Annotated in this window: 14 protein-coding genes; 4 read left to right on the forward strand and 10 right to left on the reverse strand. The window is 66.5% G+C overall.

The features are described from left to right. Positions 1-9: 9 nt before the first annotated feature. Positions 10-1,362 (reverse strand): GntP family permease, encoded by a 1,353-nt coding sequence (locus PMI40_RS07165; RefSeq protein ID WP_008113641.1) that lies wholly within the window; start codon positions 1,360-1,362, stop codon positions 10-12. Between the two features lie 357 nt (positions 1,363-1,719). On the opposite strand from PMI40_RS07165, the gene PMI40_RS07170 reads away from it, so the two are divergent. Together PMI40_RS07170 and ggt are read left to right on the forward strand one after the other, a co-directional pair. Then, the gene (locus PMI40_RS07170) at positions 1,720-2,772 is read left to right on the forward strand and encodes a LacI family DNA-binding transcriptional regulator (RefSeq protein ID WP_008113643.1); all 1,053 of its coding nucleotides are present in this window, start codon (positions 1,720-1,722) and stop codon (positions 2,770-2,772) included. Positions 2,773-2,919: 147 nt separating this feature from the next. Beyond that, entirely contained in the window at positions 2,920-4,683 is a 1,764-nt protein-coding gene (gene ggt / locus PMI40_RS07175; RefSeq protein ID WP_008113645.1) for a gamma-glutamyltransferase, read from the forward strand. Between the two features lie 89 nt (positions 4,684-4,772). Here the strand turns inward: ggt and PMI40_RS07180 are convergent, their stop codons facing one another. The 4 genes from PMI40_RS07180 to PMI40_RS07195 all read right to left on the reverse strand — a co-directional run bounded on the left by PMI40_RS07180 (position 4,773) and on the right by PMI40_RS07195 (position 13,789). Further along, complete coding sequence (locus PMI40_RS07180) at positions 4,773-7,679, reverse strand: hypothetical protein (RefSeq protein WP_008113646.1); 2,907 nt, start codon at positions 7,677-7,679, stop codon at positions 4,773-4,775. A gap of 83 nt (positions 7,680-7,762) precedes the next feature. Further along, entirely contained in the window at positions 7,763-10,960 is a 3,198-nt protein-coding gene (locus PMI40_RS07185) for a hypothetical protein (RefSeq protein ID WP_008113649.1), read from the reverse strand. A 367-nt stretch (positions 10,961-11,327) separates the two neighbouring features. After that, positions 11,328-12,644: a hemolysin family protein gene (locus PMI40_RS07190; protein ID WP_008113650.1), complete on the reverse strand. Its 1,317-nt coding sequence runs from the start codon at positions 12,642-12,644 to the stop codon at positions 11,328-11,330. Positions 12,645-12,781: 137 nt separating this feature from the next. Continuing rightward, a complete protein-coding gene (locus tag PMI40_RS07195; protein WP_008113653.1) occupies positions 12,782-13,789 on the reverse strand; it encodes a zinc-binding alcohol dehydrogenase family protein in 1,008 nt (335 codons plus the stop codon). Positions 13,790-13,941: 152 nt separating this feature from the next. On the opposite strand from PMI40_RS07195, the gene PMI40_RS07200 reads away from it, so the two are divergent. Beyond that, a complete protein-coding gene (locus PMI40_RS07200) occupies positions 13,942-14,883 on the forward strand; it encodes a LysR family transcriptional regulator (RefSeq protein WP_008113654.1) in 942 nt (313 codons plus the stop codon). A gap of 13 nt (positions 14,884-14,896) precedes the next feature. Here the strand turns inward: PMI40_RS07200 and PMI40_RS07205 are convergent, their stop codons facing one another. Together PMI40_RS07205 and PMI40_RS07210 are read right to left on the reverse strand one after the other, a co-directional pair. After that, positions 14,897-15,496, reverse strand: coding sequence for a GNAT family N-acetyltransferase (locus PMI40_RS07205; protein ID WP_008113656.1), 600 nt, complete (start codon positions 15,494-15,496; stop codon positions 14,897-14,899). Positions 15,497-15,603: 107 nt separating this feature from the next. Continuing rightward, positions 15,604-16,674, reverse strand: coding sequence for an alpha/beta fold hydrolase (locus tag PMI40_RS07210; RefSeq protein ID WP_008113657.1), 1,071 nt, complete (start codon positions 16,672-16,674; stop codon positions 15,604-15,606). Positions 16,675-16,834: 160 nt separating this feature from the next. Here PMI40_RS07210 and PMI40_RS07215 point away from each other — a divergent pair, with 160 nt between their 5' ends. Then, a complete protein-coding gene (locus PMI40_RS07215; RefSeq protein WP_008113658.1) occupies positions 16,835-17,551 on the forward strand; it encodes an MgtC/SapB family protein in 717 nt (238 codons plus the stop codon). A 6-nt stretch (positions 17,552-17,557) separates the two neighbouring features. Here PMI40_RS07215 and PMI40_RS07220 read toward each other — a convergent pair whose 3' ends face one another. The 3 genes from PMI40_RS07220 to PMI40_RS07230 form a co-directional block, all read right to left on the reverse strand. Continuing rightward, entirely contained in the window at positions 17,558-17,977 is a 420-nt protein-coding gene (locus tag PMI40_RS07220; RefSeq protein ID WP_008113659.1) for a nuclear transport factor 2 family protein, read from the reverse strand. After that, positions 17,974-18,759 (reverse strand): SDR family NAD(P)-dependent oxidoreductase, encoded by a 786-nt coding sequence (locus PMI40_RS07225; protein ID WP_008113660.1) that lies wholly within the window; start codon positions 18,757-18,759, stop codon positions 17,974-17,976. Before PMI40_RS07225 ends, PMI40_RS07220 begins: the two co-directional genes overlap by 4 nt. A gap of 13 nt (positions 18,760-18,772) precedes the next feature. Next, on the reverse strand, positions 18,773-19,768 hold a 996-nt coding region (locus PMI40_RS07230; protein WP_008113661.1), incomplete at its 5' end, for a cyclopropane-fatty-acyl-phospholipid synthase family protein.

Raw genomic sequence — 19,768 nt, forward strand, 5'->3', positions numbered from 1 at the left:
TTTCCTTTGCTAGACGACCAGGTTGAGCAACATGATGAAGATGATAGCAACAACCGAAATCAGTGTTTCCATCGCGGTCCAGGTCTTGAAGGTCTCGCCCACGCTCATGTTGAAATATTGCTTGACCAGCCAGAACCCGGCGTCGTTGACATGCGACAGGATCAGCGAGCCGGCACCGGTGGCCAGCACCAGCAGTTCCTTGTTGGTGCCGGGCACCAGCGCCACCAGTGGCGCGACGATGCCGGCGCCGGTGATGGTGGCCACCGTGGCCGAACCGGTGGCCACGCGGATCACACCGGCCACGAACCAGGCCAGCAGCAGCGGCGAGATCTGCGCATGCACGGCCAGCTGGCCGATGGCGGTGCCGACACCGCTGTTGACCAGCATCTGCTTGAAGCCGCCGCCGGCGCCGATGATCAGCACGATGGCAGCGGTCGGCGCCAGGCTCTGGTCGACGAACTTGAGCACCTGCTGGCGCGTGAAGCCGCGTGCCACGCCGAAGGTAAACATCGCCAGCAGCAGCGCCGCCAGCAGCGCCACGATGGGGTTGCCGATGAAATCCATCAGCTCGCGCATGGCGTGGCCTTCGGGCAGCGCGACATCGACGAAGGTCTTGAGCAGCATCAGCAACACCGGTGCCAGCACCGTCACCAGGGTGATGGCAAAGCCGGGCGGATTTTCCGTTTGCGGCTCGCGCGCCAGTTGTGCCACCAGCTCGTCAGATGGCTTGACATCGACATAGCGCGAAATGAACGAGCCGAACATGGGGCCGGCGATGACCACCGTCGGCAGGCCCACGATCAGCCCGTACAGGATGGTCTTGCCGATATCTGCGCCGAACACGCCGATGGCCAGCAGCGGGCCCGGATGCGGCGGCACCAGGCCATGCATCACCGACAGGCTGGCCAGCATGGGGATACCGATCTTGAACAGCGGCACGCCCGAGCGGCGGGCCACGATGAACACCAGCGGGACCAGCAGCACGAAGCCGATCTCGAAGAACAGCGGGATGCCCACCAGGAAGGCGCCCATCATCATCGCCCAATGCACCCGCTCGCGCCCGAAGGCGCGCACCAGCGTCTGCGCGATCTGGTCGGCGCCGCCGGACTCGGCCATCAGCTTGCCCAGCATGGTACCCAGGCCCAGCACGATGCCGACAAAGCCCAGTACGCCGCCGAAGCCATCCTGGAACGACTTGACGATCTTGGGCAGCGGCATGCCCGAGATCAGGCCGAGGAAGCCGGAAGTGATGATCAGTGCGACAAAGGGGTGCATGCGCAGGCGCGTGATCATCAGGACCAGCGCGAGAATTGCGATGAATGCATTCAACAGCAAGGTTGCTTCGTGGCTCATGCCCAGCATGGTGGATCTCCTGCCGACAGTCGCTCCGTACGCCAGGCATGCGCCGGCGGATCGCCCGGCATCAGCGGTGCGTCTCCATCGGCACCGGCCTGGTGGCTGCGGTGCGCACTATCTGCGTAGTGTCGTGTTGATGTTGTATCGGCCTGTGGTCAGGCCTGGTCTTTTTCCTGAGTGCCGCAAGGGCGATGTTAGCGTTAACATCGGAGCGGATGATAACGCTAACATTTTATCGGCGTCAAACCCTCTCCATGCTGCATCGCCACATTGATTGCCGCCGGGAAATCCCGGTCTGCAGGATGTTGCTTGGCGTACATCGGGGCGCGGTATCATGTGGCCAAGTCCAACTATCACTGAGCCATGAGCCGTCGCGAAGCACCCCCGCTGGTCCCTCCCCTGCCCGCCAAAGGTGGCCGTGCCACCGGCCGCGTCACCATCACCGACGTCGCCCGCGTGGCGGGGGTCAGCCCGATGACGGTGTCGCGCGCCTTGAAGGCGCCGCAGCTGGTGCAGCAGGCATCGCGCGAGCGCATCATGGCCGCCATCGAACAACTGGGCTACGTGCCCAACCAGGCCGCCGCCACCCTGGCCTCTTCGCGCTCGCAGGTCATCGCCGTGCTGGTGCCGTCGCTGACCAACGCGGTCTTCATCGAAACGCTGTCGGGCATTCGCGATTACCTGGCCCAGGCCGGTTACCAGTTCCTCATCGGCGAGACCGGCTATGCGCGGGCCAAGGAAGAACAACTGATCTCGACCTACCTGTCGCATGCGCCGGCCGGCTTCCTGCTGTCGAGCAGCGAGCAGCACGAGATCCTGCAGGCCCACCCGGCCAGCCGTGCCATTGCCGCGGTGCGCATGTTCGATCTGGGGCGCAGCAACAGCGACCTATCGGTAGGATTCTCCCAGTCGCGCGCCGGCTTTGCGGTGGCGCAGCACCTGGCCCAGCGCGGTTATCGACGCATCGCCTTCATCGCCGCCCAGCTCGATCCGCGCATGATGAAGCGCCGCGACGGCTTTCGCAAAGGGCTGTCGGCGGCGGGCCTGGAGCCGGCCACCGAGGTCCTGTTGCCGCAGCCGACCACGGTCGACATGGGTGCGCAGTTGTTGCGCCAGGTATTGCAAGCGCGGCCCGACTGCGACGCCGTGTTCTGCTGCAACGACGACCTGGCGCTGGGCGCACTGTTCGAATGCCAGCGCCAGGGCATCGCCGTGCCGGGCCAGCTGGCCATTGCCGGTTTCAACGACCTGTCGTGGGCCGCCTGCGCCACGCCATCGATCACCACCGTCATCACGCCGCGCTACGACATCGGCTACCGGGCGGCCGACATGCTGATCCGCCGCCTCAAGGGGCAGGCCATCGAACGCGGACGGCTCGACCTGGGCTTCGAACTGGCGGTGCGCGAAAGCACTTGAGGCGCCATCGGCGCCGATGAGCTGGGGTCCGCGCTGTAAGACTTTTCCTCTAGACAAGTCCGGAGCAAGCACTACAATCTCGACGTGGCCTGCCCACGTGACACTTATAAAAAATGTACTGATACGTCCAGCCCCAGGAGATAACTCATGCAACGATTCAGCGGACTCACCCGCCCTGCCGCCCTCGCGCTGCTGCCCTTGTGTACCTCGCTGGCATTGCTGCCGGCGCAGGCCCAGACGGCAGCGCCGGCCGCGCCGGTGGTGGTCAAATACGACCTGACCTACGACATCATCAGCCCGCTGCATACCCAGCGCGGCATGGTCGCCAGCGAGCAGGAGCTGGCCACCAAGGTCGGCGTCGACATCCTGAAGCGCGGCGGCAATGCGATCGACGCCGGGGTGGCGGTCGGCTTTGCGCTGGCCGTGGTGCTGCCCAACGCCGGCAACATCGGCGGCGGCGGCTTCATGATGATCCACGATGCCAAGACCGGCAAGAACGTGGCCCTCGATTTTCGCGAGATGGCGCCGCAGCGCGCCACCCGCGACATGTACCTGGACGACAAGGGCAACGTGGTCCCCGGCCGCTCGCTCTATACGCACCTGGCCGTGGGCGTGCCCGGCACGGTGGCGGGGCTGTCGCATGCGCTGGCCAAGTACGGCACGATGAAGTTGTCGCAGGTGATCGAGCCGGCCATCGAGCTGGCCGAAAAGGGTTATCCGGTCAGTCCGGGCCTGGCACAGATCCTGGCCGCCGAGCGCGAACACCTGGGCCAGTGGGACTCCAGCAAGGCGATTTTCTTCAAGGATGGCCGTCCCCTGCAAAGCGGCGAGCAGCTGGTGCAGAAAGACCTGGCCAAGTCGCTGCGCCTGATCGCCAGGCAAGGGCCGTCGGCCTTCTATGAAGGCGCCATCGCCAAGAAGATCGTGGCCGAGATGGACAAGCATGGCGGCCTGATCACGGCCGAGGACCTGAAGAACTACAAGGTGGTCGAGCGCACCCCGGTGAGCGGCAACTATCGCGGCTACCAGGTGATGTCGATGCCACCGCCGAGTTCGGGCGGGGTACACATCATCCAGATGATGAACATCCTGGAACGCTATCCGCTCAAGCAGTACGGTGCCGATAGCGCACAGAGCATCCACCTGATGGCCGAGACCATGAAGCTGGCCTATGCCGACCGTTCCGAATACCTGGGCGACCCCGATTTCACCAAGGTACCGGTCAAGGGCCTGACCTCGCGCGCCTATGCCGACGAGCTGGCCAAGCGAATCAACCCCGAGCGCGCAACGCCATCGAGCGAGATCAAGCCGGGCCAGCCACAGCCCTACGAGAGCGACCAGACCACCCATTTCTCTGTGGCCGACAAGGACGGCAACCTGGTGGCCACGACCTATACGCTGAACCTCAATTTCGGCAGCGGCATCGTCGCCACCGGTACCGGCATCACGCTCAACAACGAGATGGATGACTTCGCCGCCAAGCCGGGCGTGCCCAATGCGTTCGGTCTCATCGGCGGCGACGCCAATGCGGTCGGTCCCTACAAGCGACCGCTGTCGTCGATGTCGCCCACCTTCGTGCTCAAGGATGGCAAGCCTTTCCTGGTCACCGGCAGCCCGGGCGGCAGCCGCATCATCACTACCACCCTGCAGACCATCCTCAACGTGATCGACTACGACATGAACGTGGCCGAGGCCACCATCACGCCGCGCATCCACCACCAGTGGGCCCCGGACCAGCTGCGGGTCGAGAAGGGCCTGTCGGCCGATACCGTGAAGATCCTGCAGGACAAGGGCCAGAAGGTCAGCGTACAGCCGTCGATGGGCCGTACCCAGACCATCCAGATCAAGCCGGATGGTTTCTACGGCTATTCCGATCCGCGCAATCCGGATGGTCGCACCCTGGGGTTCTGATCCCCGGCCGGGTCTGGTCGACCTGGCCAGCACGACAGGGCCGCTCGCCGTCAAGGCCAGCGGCCTTTTTCATGCCCCCGGCAGCCGTATCAGGACAGCCCCGGGCTGGCCAGCACCGCCTGCGCCAGGCTGGGGGCGGTGGGCTCGCCAGCGGCAAGCCCCGTGGCCGGCGCGCCGGCCATGGCGCTGGCAGCCTGCAGCAGCAGCTCCATGGCCTGCAGCTGGGCGCCGCTGGCGCGCATTGCCGCCAACTCGATCATGCCGTCCTCGGCGCGCTCCAGGGCGCTCAGCAGCGGCGCCACGACAAAGCCGTCACGCGTCCACAGCAGCAGGTCGGCGTCGTCGCGCCGGGCTACCGTGCCGCCGCTGCCATCATCGCGCAGCAGCCCCTGCAGGCTCACCGTCTTGCGCGCCTCGTCGGCTTCACCAGCCAGCGAGATACGCAATTCGCGACCGACCACCCGGGCCTCGATGTCGGCCAGGTCGAATTCGAGCATCAGGCGGTCGCGCACGGACCCGCTCAGGATATCGACGGTATCGATACCACGCCCCAGGCGAAAGTGGTTCTCGCCGACCCCGGCATACAGCCTGACGTGGCCGGCGCCGTTGACGACGTAGGTATCGTTGCCGCCCAGGCCGGCGGCGCTGTCGCCGCGGCCATTGAGCACGAATACGTTGTCCTGGTCGTTGCCGGTGACGGCGGTGGTGGCATCGGCGCTGGTGATCACGTTCTCGATGGCGCGCAGCGCGCTGGCGCGACCATCCCACCACAGGGTGCCCGCATCCCCGGACGGCGACACCCGCGTGCCGGTCTTGCGGCGGCTGTGCTGCACGCCATCGTCGTCGATCTCGATATAGTCGGCGGGCGAGGCATCCCACTCCCAGGGCTGGTCGTAGCGGTCCAGCGCCACGCGCACCTGCACCTGGCCCGTTCCCGCGGCCGTTGGGGACGCCGCCAGTACCAGCGTATCGGCGCCGTCGCCGCCGTCGAAGGCCGAACCTGCGCCGGGGGCCGCATTGAGCATGAAGATGTCGTCCCGGTCACCGCCGCGCACTGCCTTGGTGCCGCGGTGCAGGCTGAATACACTGATCCGTCCGGCCGGCGCCAGCAGGCGGTCGTTACCGTCACCGGTGGCCCACAATATCGTATCGCCCGACGATGCACGATGCCGCACCCGGTTGGCCACGCCGCGCAGTCCCGCACTGGCATCGATGCTATCGTCGGCGGCGTTGTCGATTACCTTGGCCGGCTGTTGTACCAGTTCGATGGCATCGTAGTAGGGATCCATCATGAGGCCACTGCGCCATTGCTGCAGCGGCGGTTGCGGGGTGATCACGGCATCGCCGAAGATCGCCACGCGCCAGTCCTTCTCTTGCAGGACCGCCTGCAACTGGCGCCGCTTGGCACGCTGGTAGACCTCGCGCGCACGTCCCACCGCAGCGCGATCCTCGATGTCCTGGGCGGCACTGATCCCCAGCATGCTGCCCAAGCCGGTGACGAAGCGCTCGCCCGCGCCCAGGCGGGCATAGCGATCGAGCTCGTCGACCTCGCGCACGCTGTGATAGATTCCGTTGCCGATGACCAGGCCCAGGCCGAGGATGATGCCCAGCGGACCCGCGGCACTCACCCCGGCAAAGGCGGCTGCGGCCAACCCGACGGACAGCGCCGCACCGGCGGTGGCAAACCCCGCATCGACATAATGGTCCTGCGCCGTACGACCGCTGGTGACCGAGGCCTGCTGGAACGACGTGACCGCACGGTAGATGTCGAACGGCAATGTCAGCACGGTGCCCACTGCCGCCCCGCTGCGGGCGACATTGGTACCCAGCCTTGCCGTGCCCCCCAGCCGCTGGCCCAGGCTACTGGCGGCGAATGCATTGAAGTGCGCCACACCGCCGGCCTGCAGCGCCCGGCCCAGCCTGGGGATCAGCGCTTCGGCGGCCAGGCTTGCGCCCTGCGCGCCCAGCCCGGCCGACTGCAGCACCGCCTGGCTCGTGTCGCCACGCTCGATGGCGGCCGACAGGCTACGCACGCTGTTGTAGATGCCGAATACCTGCAACCCGGCACCGGTCTGCCTGACCACGCCCCCGCCCGGCATCAGGTAGGTGATGACATTGGACCTGGCGCCACTTGCGATACGCCCGACGGCCAGCCTGAGCCGCCCCAGCTGGTCGTTGAGGGCCGCCACCAGCAGGTTGTCGCCCGCCTTCGAAATCACCAGCGGGTGCGTGCTGCCCCGGGTAGCGGCGACTTCCATCAGGATCTCGGCGTTGCGTACCGCGCGATCGGCCCGCTGCCCTCCCACCAGGTATTGCGCCTCGAACTGCAACCGCTGCGCCAGGTTTTGCTGCAGCACATCGATGCCCTCGGCCAGCGCCACGCTCCATAGCGGCCGCCCATTGATGCGTGCGCCCATGGCACGCAGGTCGTCCACGGTAACGTCCAGCCGGCCCAGTCGCAAGGTCATCGGCTTGCGCACATCGCCGAACAACGATTCGGGCAGCAGGTTCCTGACCACTGGCAGCAAGTTGGCATGACGCGCCTCGGGAGCCGGGCGGTAATGCCCGCTGGAATTGTCCCAGGCCTGCAGGCGCCGCGCACGAAAGGACAACTCGCCGGCATACAGCACGTCGCTGCCGTTGTCGATCGAGGTATGCCCCTGCACCCCATAACGACGCAATGCGGGAGGCGACAAGCGTCGGTCGAGCGCGACATAGACCCGCCCCGGATCGCTGGCCTTGATGACATAGATGAATTCGCCGTCGACCTCGGGTACGAAACTGGCCCGGGCATCGGTGGCATGCAACGAATAATCGGCGCCGTTCTTGCGCAATTCGAAGACGAACCTGGGATCGGCCGGTTGTTGCCGTTCCCCGGGCCCGTGGAACTCGCTTATCGGTGCCAGCGCAGTCTGCGCCCGCAGCAAGGGATCGAGCACCTGCTGCGCCTGCTCGCGCTGGCTGGTGGGGTTGTCGGAGCGGGGGGTGGCATCCATCGTTATCCTCCTATGGCGGCCTCCATGGCCGGGAACAAAAAAAAGCGCGACGCCATCGCGCCGCGCCATGCAAAAGGCTGCCGTCAAGCCGCCATGGCCAGCGGAGCACCCAGCAGTGCGTCACGTTGGCCCGACGGCTCTACCTGGCCTGCCGACGCCATGCCCGTGTCGCCCTGCCAGCCACCGCTGGCGGCTACCAGTTGGTCGAGCTGCCGGATTTCCTGCGCCGTGGCGAACCGGCCCGGTCCCTGCAGGGCCGGATTCGTCCACGGCTTGGCCAACAGTTCGATCAGGCCGTCGGCCTGTTCGGTGTAACGCGAAAAGAGCGGCGTGACCGCCATCGCATCGCGCGTCATCAGGCGCACCTGGCCATCGGGGCGCACCGCCTCGCGCTGGCCGTCGTCACGGGTACGATAGATGTCCGCCAGCACGATGCGTTGGTCGGGATGCCCGGCGACACTGATCTCGACCGCCTGCTGCCTGGTCTCGAACAGCAGCTCGTGCAGGTCGAAGTCCAGGTGCAGGGTGTGCTGGCCGGCGCGTGCGCCGTCGATCTCGACCTTCTCGATGGTGCGCTGGAGCTGGTAGCGATTGGCCCCGGCGCCGGCCTTGACACGAATGTTGCCGCCGCCCTGGACGATATAGGTGTCATCGCCCAGGCCGCCATCGACGCTGTCATCGCGACCGTTGAGTACGAACAGGTTGTCCTGGCCGTTGCCCACGATGCGGGTGGTGGCGCCGGCATTGGTGATGACGTTCTCGATCGAGATCAACTCGCTGCGCTTGCCGTCGATGTCGATCCAGCCGGGTGACAGCGGCAGGTCAAGCCCCGGCAGGTCGCGCGGGTAGGTCATCCAGTTCTGGCTGCCGGCGGCCTGGTAGTTGTCTCCCGCCCGGTCCTCGATGAGCCGATAGTCGTGGCGCCAGGCATGGCCGGCCAATGCCATCTCGAGCGTGCCGGCGGTGCTGGGCGTGAGCGACAGCACCAGCGTGTCGTCGCCGAGCCCGCCATCGAGCACCGAGCCCTGGTGCGGCGCTGCATTGAGCTCGAAACGATCGGCCTCGATACCACCGTGCATCGTCTTCTTGCCGGCCTGTACGTCGAACAGGTTGCCGCGCATGCGCAAGCCCATGAGCGTATCGTCGCCCCGGCCGGTCATCCATAGCACCTTGTCGTCGCTGGCCTCGGCAATGCTCACCACGTTTTGCAGCGCGCCCAGCCCGGCACGGGCATCGACGAAGTCGTCACCGGCATTGCCGATGATGTCGGGCGGCTGCGGTTCCTCGATGACGCGCGTGATCATGACTTCGCCGGCCGGGCTTGGCCGCATCTCGCGCTCGGTTCGCTGCAACGGCGCACGCAAGCTGATGATGGCGTCGCCGAATACCACCTGGCTCACGCCGAGCCGGCCCAGGTGCGCCAGGCTGGATTGCAGCCGCTGCTGCGTGTCCTGCCGATAGGCGCTCACCGCCTGGCTGATGGTCAGGCGGTCCAGCACGTCCCGAGGCGGATCCATGCCGATGACGTTGCGCAGGCCGGTGGCGACCACCTCGCCCCGGGTCAACGCGATCTCGCCCTGCAGCCGCTCCACATAGCGCACGCTGTGGTAGGTACGTCCCACCAGCACCAGCACCGCCCCCGTTGCCAGTCCGATCGGCCCGGCGCTGGCCAGGCCGGCGTAGCCGGCCGCTCCCAATCCCACCGTGGTGACCAGGCTGACGGTGGCCAGGCCGGCGTCCACGTAATGATCCTGGGCCTGTGCGCCGCTGGCCTGCGCGGCCAGCTGGAAGGAATCGACGGCGTTATAGGCATCGAAGGGCGCCGTGATCAGGGCACCCGCCAGCGGTGCGCTGCGCGCCAGGTTGCTTCCCAGGCGGGAAGGCCCGCCAAGCAGCCTGCCGATCGCCGTGCGCGAGAACTGGTTCAGGCTGTGGGCCGTGCCCCGCTGCGCGACGGCGCCCAGGCTCTGCAGGGCCTCCTCGGCCGCCACGCCGATGCCGGTGGCGGCCAATTCGCTGCCGGCGGCGATGGCGCCGGAGGTGTCACCACGCACGATGGCCGTGCGCAATCCGCGCAAGCCGTTATAGATACCGAACAGGTGCAGGCCCAGCCCGGTATGGCGGATCGGTGCGTCGCCGGGCATCAGGCAGGTCACGATATTCTGCCGTGGCTGGTGCAACATCATTGCCGACAGCGTCTGCACCCTCTCGAGCATGGCATTGGCCTGGGCGATCCATGGTCGCGACCGGCTCCCGCCATCGACGACAATGGGCGCGTTGCCGGTCCGCTGGCCCGCCAGTTCGAACAGCAGGTCCTCGATGCCCGTGATGCGTTGCGCCACGATCTGCCGCTCCAGCAGGTCGCCGTCGAAACTCAGGCGGTCCGCCAGGCCGTTCTGCAGCATGGCCGGCGCAGTCGGTTGGCGCAGCGCGCCATGCAAGGGGCGCTCGTCGAGCATCGCACCCAGGTCCATCGCATGTTCCAGGGCTACCTCGCTGTTGCCGATGCGCAGCCGCAGCCGGCCCTCGCCGCTGGTGCTGTCGAGGATGCTGTCGCTGGTGCTGTTGCCGGTGCCGCTGGTGCTGTTGCTGTTGCTGGTGTTACCGGTGCTGGTGTTACTGGTGCCGCCGGCCGGCGCCGGGGTTGCAGGTGGCGCATGCGGGTCCATCATGTTCATGTATCCCCGTAGTTGCTCCAATTGGGTGCGCCGGTGGCTGTTTTCCTGGTTCCAGTAGTCGACGAAACTGGCCTCCGGCAGCAGGGTCCGTACCACCGGCAACAGGTTGGCCTGGCGCCGGTCTGCCGCAGGCCGATAATGTCCGCTGCCATTGGTCCAGAACTCCAGCCGCCCCTGCCGCAGGTGGAAGTCTCCCGCATACAGCACGTCGGCGCGTTGCGTGAGCGAGGTATGCCCCTGGATCGCCAGGCGCGCGTCGTCGATCGCCACCCTGCCATACGGCACGCCGACGTAGATACGCCCCGGGTCGTCGGCCCGCACCACATAGATGAACAAGCCATCGGCGCGCGGCACCAGGGTCGCCCCCTCCACGGTCGGCACCAGCGAGTACCTGTTGCCGTTCTTGCGCAGCTCGAAGATGGCCCAGGGGTCGGCCGGCGCCTGCGGCTGATCATAGCTCACCGAAATGGGCTGCATGGCCGCGCGCGCGGTGAACAGGTCGCTCAGGCGCTGGCGGGCTGCCGGCGAAAGCACATTGATCGCCTGCGCCGCTTGCGAGGCATTGGTGTCGGACAGGGCCGGGATGCTGCTGGACTGGTTCATGACGACTCCTTTTTCATCAGGGAAGACAGGCATGCAGCTGCCTGGCAGTGCGTCGGGGGATGCCGGCGCGATGCCGGCCACGGCTGTGCGCGATCCCGATCGGCCCGCTGCCGGCCCGCATACGTGGGAAGCCATCATAGGATCGGCGCCGGGCGCCAATACGCAAAGGCGAAAGGTGAAGCCCACTTCCAGATATTTTTTGAACCCTGTCGCAGGCGCGGATTGCCCTGCCCGGGCGCCGACGCCAGGCAATCAACAACAGGCAATCGATGGGAGTAAGCGGGAAGGACGAGGAGGAGGAGGAGGAGAAGCAAGCAATAGCGATGCCGGCACGGCAGCCAGCCGTGCCGGGCATCGCTATTGCGCACTAGGCCGGTTGTGCCTTGGGATAGATCTTGACCAGCACGATCTTGGGACCGGACATGCGCTTGATGACCACGTCGAAGGCGGCGAATTCGATCTTCTGGCCTTCCTTGGGCAGGTCACCCAGTTTTTCCATCACCAGGCCGCCCACCGAATCGATGCTGTCGTCGTACTCGATGTCGATGCCCAGCATGTTTTCCAGCGTGACGATGGGCAGGCTGCCCTTGCCCAGCAGGGTGCCGTCATCCTGGCGCGCCCACTCGCCGCTGTTGTGGCGGAACTCGTCGCGGATCTCGCCCACCAGCAGGCTGAGCATGTTGTCGAGCGTGATGAAGCCCTGCGGCGACTGCCCCTTCTTGCCGATGATCGCAAAGTGCGGCGAACCGGTACGAAAACGTCGCAGCAGGTCCAGCGCCGGCAGCGCCGGCGAGATGTACTGCACCGGACGCAGGTAATCCTTGAGGTTGACGATGGCGCGACCGTCCTGCTGCGCCAGGAACACATCCTTCAAGTGCACCAGGCCAAGCACCAGGCGACGCTCGCTATCGAAATAGGGATAGCGCGAGAAGCGGTTGCGATAGACGATCTCCATGTTCTCGGCCAGCGACTTGTCATCGCCCAGGGCAATGATCTCGCTGGCCGGGCGCATGATATCGGCCACATCCATCTCGCTGAAGTTGAGGCTTTGCGCCAGCATGTTCCACTCGTCGCGCGTGAACTTGCCATTCTTGCCGCTCTTGCCACCGGCCCTGAGGATCAGCTTGAGTTCGTCCGAGGAGTAATGGGCGTCGTGACCATGGTTGGCGCCCAGGCCGGCGGCGCGCAGCAAAGCGTTGGAGCTGGCGTTGAGCACCCAGATCAGCGGATACATGCCCCAATAGAAACCGTACAGCGGCATCGCGCACCACAGGCCCAGCTTCTCGGGGCTGCGGATGGCCAGCGACTTGGGCGCCAGCTCACCGGCGACGATATGCAGGAAAGAGATGACGAAGAACGCGAAGACGAAGGAAATGCCGTGGATCAGTTCGGCGTTGGTCACGCCCACCAGCGAGAACAGCGGTTCCAGCAGTCGGGCAAATGCCGGTTCACCGATCCAGCCCAGGCCGAGGGAGGCCAGTGTGATGCCCAATTGACAGGCAGAGAGATAAGCATCGAGTTGATTGTGCACGACGGCCAGAATGCGGCCGCGCAGGCCCTGAGTCTTGGCAATGGCCCTGATGCGCGTTTGTCGCAACTTGACCAGACTGAATTCTGCTGCAACGAAAAAACCGTTCAACGCAACCAGGAAGAAGGCTGCGACGATCAGTAATATGTTTTCCAACTAGGGTTCCTATAGGGGTAGTGAATCAGGCCCGGGCCGTTCAAGCCAGCCCGGAGCCGATAATTTAACACGCTGCGCCGCACCTCCACGCAATATTGCAATATTGGCAATAATAAGCCGACGGCGCAGCGCCCGCCTCAGAACCCTTCCAGCACCACCTTGCCGCGCGCGCGATGGGTCTCGATCAGCGCATGCGCGCGCCGCAGGTTGGCCGCATTGATGGTGCCGAAGCGTTCGCCGACGGTGGTGCGCAGCACGCCATCGTCGATCAGGCGGGAGACCCGTTGCAGCAGTTCGTGCTGCTTGATCATGTCGGGCGTGCCGAACATGGAGCGGGTAAACATCAACTCCCAGTGCAGCGAAATGCTCTTGCGCTTCAACGGCAACGCGTCCAGCGTGGCCGGGTCGTCGATCAGCGCAAACTGGCCCTGCGGCGCCAGCACCTCGGCGATCTGCGGGTAGTGCTGGTCGGTATGGGTCAGGCTGATGACGATGTCGACGTGGTCCATGCCCAGTGCCTGCAACTGCTGCGCCAGCGGCCGGGTGTGGTCGATCACGTGATGGGCGCCCAGGTCGCTGGCCCACTGGACCGTCTCGGGGCGCGATGCGGTGCCGATCACGGTCAGGCGGGTCAACTTGCGCGCCAGTTGCAGCAGCATCGAACCGACGCCACCGGCGGCGCCGATGACCAGCAGCCGGCGGCCCTCGCCGCCATTCTCGGGCACGCCCACGCGGTCGAACAGCAACTCCCAGGCCGTGATGGCGGTCAGCGGAATCGCCGCCGCGTCGGCCATGTCCAGGCTGGATGGCTTGCGGCCGACGATGCGTTCGTCGACCAGGTGCAGTTGGCTGTTGGCGCCGGGCCGGGTCAGCGAACCGGCATAGAACACTTCGTCGCCCGGCTTGAACAGGCTGACCTCGGCGCCGACGGCGCGCACCACGCCGGCGGCGTCCCAACCCAGCACGCGCGGCGCGGTGACCGCCGCACCGCGGCGGATCTTGGTGTCGACCGGATTGACCGAGACCGCCTTGACCTCCACCAGCAGGTCGCGCGGGCCGGGGGTCGGGTCGGGCAGCTCGATGTCGACCAGTGCGCGCTCGTCGGAGGTGGGCAGGCCATGCTGCGTGTAGACTATTGCTTTCATTTCATTTCCTTTGGCAGAGGTTAAGTCGGTGATCGATGGCAGGATGTCATGCCGGCAATATGCGTTCGACCGCTGTTGATGCCCATGATACGAACTCGGAGCGCCGTCGACCAGCCGCTGCCGCGACAAGCACTTTCACTCCCGGTGTGAAGATGATCCGTCTCGAAGACCTGCAATTGTTTCTCCGCTCGGCTGCACTGGGCAGCTTTTCGCAGGCCGCGCGCGAGGCCGACCTGTTGCCCGGCCAGGTCAGCGCCGCCATCGCCCGCCTCGAGCGCGATCTCGACATCCGCCTGTTTGCCCGCTCCACCCGCAGCCTGCGCCTGACCGAGGAAGGCGAACGCTACCTGCCCTATGCCACCGAGGCGCTGCAGGCATTGCGCGATGGCCAGGATGGCCTGCGCGGCGACGCCACGCAATTGTCGGGCACCTTGCAGGTGGCCGCGCCGTCGGACCTGGGGCGCCGGGTGCTGCTGCCCTGGCTGTCGGAATTTCGTCGCGCCCATCCCCGGCTGGACCTGCGCCTGCTGGTGTCGGACCAGGTCGCCGATGTGTTTCGCGATCCGGTCGATATCGCCATCCGCTACGGTCGCATGGAAGACGCCAGCTTCATCGCCCTGCCCTTGGCGAGCGACAATCGGCGCGTGCTGGTGGCCGCTCCCGACTACCTGCGACGTCACGGCGCGCCCCGGTCGCTGGCGCAGCTGGCCGACCACGATTGCCTGCTGTACCAGCTGCATGGCCGGGTCTACGACAAGTGGTTCTTTCCCGACCAGGGGAGCCAGCACACGGTTGCCGTGCGCGGCCCGCTGGTGACCGACGACGGCGACGTGGTACGGCGCTGGGCGATTGCCGGTGAAGGCATCGCCTACAAGTCGTGGCTGGACGTGGGTGACGACGTGCGCGCCGGGCGGCTGCAGATCGTGCTGGCGCGACAGCGTGGCCAGGCCGCGCCGTTGCAACTGGTGTGCCCGCACCGGCGCCAGTTCTCGCCGGCCGTGCGCCAACTGCAGGGCCTGCTGGCCAGCCGCTGCGCGGCCCTGGTGGCCGACCTGGAGCAGGCGGTGTCCCGCGCCGGTGCGCCGGACCGGTGACCAGGGATGGGCGTCAGCGGGGGCGTGCCAGCTTCTGCAGCAGGCCGGCCTGCACCGCCGGCCACTCGTCATCGATGATCGAGAAGCGCACCGAGTTGCGCTTGCGCCCGTCCGGCATGATGCGCTCATGGCGCACGATGCCTTCCTGCGTGGCACCGATGCCCAGGATCGCCTGGCGCGAGCGGGTATTTAGTTCGTCGGTGGTCAATTGCACCCGCACACAGCCGAGTCGCTCGAAGGCGTACTGCAGCAACAGCCATTTGGCTTCGGTATTGGCGCCGCTGCGCTGGTGCGATTGCGCCAGCCAGGTGTGGCCGATTTCCAGCTTGCGATTGGCCGCATCCATCTTCCAGAAGCGGGTGGCGCCGATCACCTGGCCGCTGCCGCGCAGCACGATGACGAACGGCCAGGCACTGCCGGCGGCACGGCCCTGCAGCGCTGTGGACAAGTAATGGTCGATGGTCGCCGCCGACGGCACCACGGTGACGGTCATGTTCCACAGCTGGCCGTCGGCGGCGGCCTCCAGCAAACCCTGGCGATGTCCGGCCTGCAAGGGTTGGAGTTGAAGCAACCGGCCACCCAGCGTCGGTTGCGGTGCGGTGAAGGCATTCATGCGCGGCCCATATGAAAAAAGGCGATGGAACCTGGCATCATGCCGCATCGCCCCGGCGTCGACGAGTAACAGATCGACGCCCGGGCGAGCGCAACAGCCAGGCGCCATCAGCGCGCGGGCAAGCCCTTGATGAACTGTTCCAGTTCGCGCGCGTAGAACCTTGCCATGCCGGTGGTGCCGTGGCCACGGGTGTCGCTGCTGGCGCCAATGAGCAACAGGCGCGCGTTGGGCAAGTCCTTCAGGGCAGCCTGCATCAGGCCGGTCTCGGGCGGATTGCGCTCGTCGTCGGCCGAATTGATCGCCAGCACCGGCACCTTGATGCGGGCCAGGTTGGGCATGGCGTTGTAATCGGCAGATGAACCCCACTGGTAGATGAAGTCGTTGGCGTCGGCCGTCACCGGCGCGGCCAGCCGTTCGTCCACCAGCTTGTCGGCCCGGGCGTGGGTGCCGGCATTGTGCTGGTAGCCCAGCGTGCCGCCGTTGGTGCCGAAGATGAACAGGTTGTTGGCCAGCCGCAGCGATGGCGGCTGGCTGGTGTAGTTGCCCCCGTTCCAGGCCGGGTCCTGGCGGATCGATTCGACCAGCATGCGGCGCATCAGCCAGTTGCGACCGGCCATCTCGGTCGGTTGCGAGGCCATCGGCACCAGGGCGTCGGCAAAGCCGGGATAGGTGCCGCCCCATAGCCAGGTCTGCATGCCGCCCATCGAATTGCCGATGATCAGGCGCAGGTGCCTGATGCCCAGGCCCTCGGTCAGCATGCGGTATTGCGCCTGCACCATGTCGGCGTAGTTGTATTGCGGAAAGGCCGCACGCAAGCCATCGGAAGGCTTGCTCGACTTGCCCACGCCGATGCCGTCCGGGATCACGATGAAGTAACGGCTGGCATCGAGCGGCTGGCCAGGGCCGAACAGCTCACCGGCGAAATCGCGGCTGAGCATGGCCGTGGCCGCCTGGTAGGTGCCGTGCAGCACCAGCACGGCCGGGTTGGAAGGGTCGCCGATGGTCACGTAATGCAGGCGCAGGTGCTCGATGGCCTGGCCATCGTGGAATTCGAACCTGGGCGCGACCCAGTCGCCCTCGACCGGTTGCGGGTGGCCGGCCGCCTGTGCGGCCAGCGGCAACACAGCGCAGGCCAGGGCACAGGCGACGAATGCGCGCAGGCGGGAGAAAAAAGTCATGACGAACCTCGGCAGTTGAAATCAGGCCACATCGTAGCGCTTCGCGGCAAAGCGCGCCACGCGGCGCCGCGGCACCTGCTGTCATGCCCCTGTTGCATTTGACCGGCATCATCGCGCACAATCCCCGCGCCGACCTTCCACGCCAACGCTGCGCCTTGCCATGCAAATCCTCCAGAACATCAATCTCGACTCGCTGCTCGATACCCTTGTCAGCCTGACCGCCGCCTTCGTGCTGGGCGGCCTGATCGGCCTCGAACGGCAATACCGCCAGCGCACCGCCGGTTTGCGCACCAACGTGCTGGTGGCGCTGGGCGCGGCGGTGTTCGTCGACCTGGCCAATCGCATGGGCGGCCATGACGGCGCGGTCCATGTGGTGGCCTATGTGGTGTCGGGGGTCGGCTTCCTGGGCGCGGGCGTGATCATGCGCGAAGAAGGCAACGTACGCGGTATCAATACCGCCGCCACCTTGTGGGGATCGGCCGCCGTGGGCGCGGCCGCCGGCGCCGACCTGATCCTGGAGGCGATCCTGGCCACGGTGTTCGTGCTGGCCGCCAATACCCTGCTGCGCCCGATCGTCAATACCATCAACCGCAAGCCGCTCGACGTACCATCGGTGGAAGTGACCAACACCCTGCACCTGATCGTCCAGGGAGCGCACCAGAAGCTGGTGCTGGCACAGGTGACCTCGATGCTGGAGCTGTCGCGCTACCCCACGCACGACCTCGAGGTGCGCCCGTTCAACGAAGACGAGGTCGAGATCGAGGCAACCCTGGCGGCGACTTCGGTGGACGGCGACGAACTCGACGCGCTGGTGGCCCGGCTGTCGGCGCTGCCGGCCGTCAAGCAGGTGTTCTGGAGCCCCAGCACCACCGATTGAACGCCGTCAGCCGGCGCGAAAACGCCCCCGCAGCCAGCGCACCGGGGCGCCGATGACGGGCAGCTTCTGCCACAGTTCCTCGGCCGCATCCCAATAGTCGCGGTGCTCGCATACCCGTCCGCTATCGTCGAAACGCAGGTGGGATGCGCCCAGCACCGTGTACTGCCGGCCGTTGAGGCCGAATTCGAAACGCCAGGTGGCAAAGCCCTGCGTCCCCTGCGCCATGCGCTCGAGGATCACGAAGCGCGGATGCTCGGTGGTCTCGAACATGTGCCCGAAGATGCGCGAGATCACCGCCAACCCCGTGACATCGTTGAAGGGGTCCTTGAAATGCGCATCGGCGGCATACCACTGCGGCAGCCGCGCCAGCGTCGCCGGCGACAGCGTGGCATACCAGTCGAGCAGCGCATCGAGCCGCGCGTTCACGAGACACCGACCAGTCGTTGCAGCAGCGCCGTGCGCCAGCGAAACGGCAGCATCTGCAGCAGCTTGAGCCAGTTGGTCAAGCGCCGTGGAAAGTGGATTTCGAACAGCCCGCGCCCGATGCCAGCCCAGATCGCGCTGGCGGCCTGCTCGGGGGTCTGCAGCGCCGGCATCGCAAACTTGTTCTTGGCGGTCAGCCCGGTCTGCACGAAGCCGGGGTTGATCAGGTAGACATCGAGTCCCTTGCGATGCAGGTCGCCATACAGGATCTCGGCCAGGTTGATCAGCGCCGCCTTGCCCGGCCCGTACACGCTGGCGCCGGGCAGGCCGACATAGCCGGCGGCGCTGGCCACCAGCGCGATGCCGCCGCGTTGCGCCGCGAGCATGCCGGGCAGCACCGTATCCAGCGCCACGTAGACGCTGGACAGATTGGTACGCAGCGTCTGTTCGGCCTGCGCCTGGCGCACCTCCCAGCTGCGCTCGGGCTGGTATCGGGCCACGCAGAACAGCAGCAGGTCGACCCCGCCGAAGACTTCGCAGATGCGCGCGTACTGGCGCTGCCAGCCCTCCGGGCTCAGCACGTCGAGCGGTGCCAGCAGGGACTGCGGATGGCCGGCGGCCACCTGTTCGAGCTCATCGGCGCGACGTGCCGACAGGGCCACCCTGGCGCCTGCGGCCAGCGCCTGGCGCGCCAGCGCCGCGCCGATGCCGCTGGAGGCGCCGATGACCCAGATACGGCGGCCGTGCCAGTCATGTACGGGCTTGTTCATCGGGGCGAGGATCATCGCAGGCTCCTGTTCAGTGAACGGTCTTGGCCAACAGGAACTGGCCTACATCGATCTGGCCCTCGTCGAAACCGGCCTCGCAATAGGTGTAGTAGAGCCGCCACAGGCGCAGGAAACGTTCATCGAAACCGAGCGCGGCGATGTCCTCGCGCCGGGCCATGAAATCCCGCTCCCAGCGGCGCAGCGTCTCGGCATAGTCGCGCCCGAAGAAGAACTGGTCGCGCAGTTGCAATCCGGCCCGCCGCGCCTGCGAGGCCAGTCGCTCGGGACTGGGCAGCATGCCGCCGGGGAAGATGGTCTCGCGGATGAAGTCGGAGCTGTCACGGTAGCGCAGGAAACGCTCCTCGGCGATGGTGATCGACTGGATCAGCGCCTGGCCGCCCGGTTTCAGGCAAGCCGCGACGGTGTCGAAGTAACGCGGCCAGTAGCGCTCGCCGACGGCTTCCAGCATCTCGATCGACACCACCGCATCGTATTGGCCCCGCAGCTCGCGGTAGTCACGCAACTCGACCGTGGCCAGGCGATCCAGGCCGTTGCCGCGCAGGCGCTGGCGAGCCACTTCCAGCTGTGCCGGCGAGATGGTCACGCCATGCACCCGCACCCCGCGCTCGGCGGCGTACTGGGCAAAGCCGCCCCAGCCGCATCCGATCTCCAGCACCGAGTCGCCGGGGCGCAGGCCGAGCTGCTCGACGATACGCCGGTACTTGGCATCCTGGGCCTCGGCCAGCGGCTGGCCGGGGCGCTCGAAGATGGCGCTGGAATAGGTCATGCCCCGGTCCAGCCACAGGCGGTAGAAATCGTTGCCCAGGTCGTAGTGCGCATGGATATTGCGCCGGCTGCCGCGCAACGTATTGGCACGCAACAGGTGACGCAGCCGATACCACCAGCCGGCCAGGCGCCCGCCATAGACGCCCTTTTCCAGTGCCTCGCGATTGCGCAGCGCCAGCCGCAGCAACGCCGCCAGGTCGTCGCAATCGACCCAGCCGGCGGCGTGGCTGTCGGCGAAGCC

Origin of the sequence: Herbaspirillum sp. YR522 (genome assembly GCF_000282575.1) — a bacterium.
Taxonomy (GTDB): Bacteria; Pseudomonadota; Gammaproteobacteria; order Burkholderiales; family Burkholderiaceae_D; genus Herbaspirillum.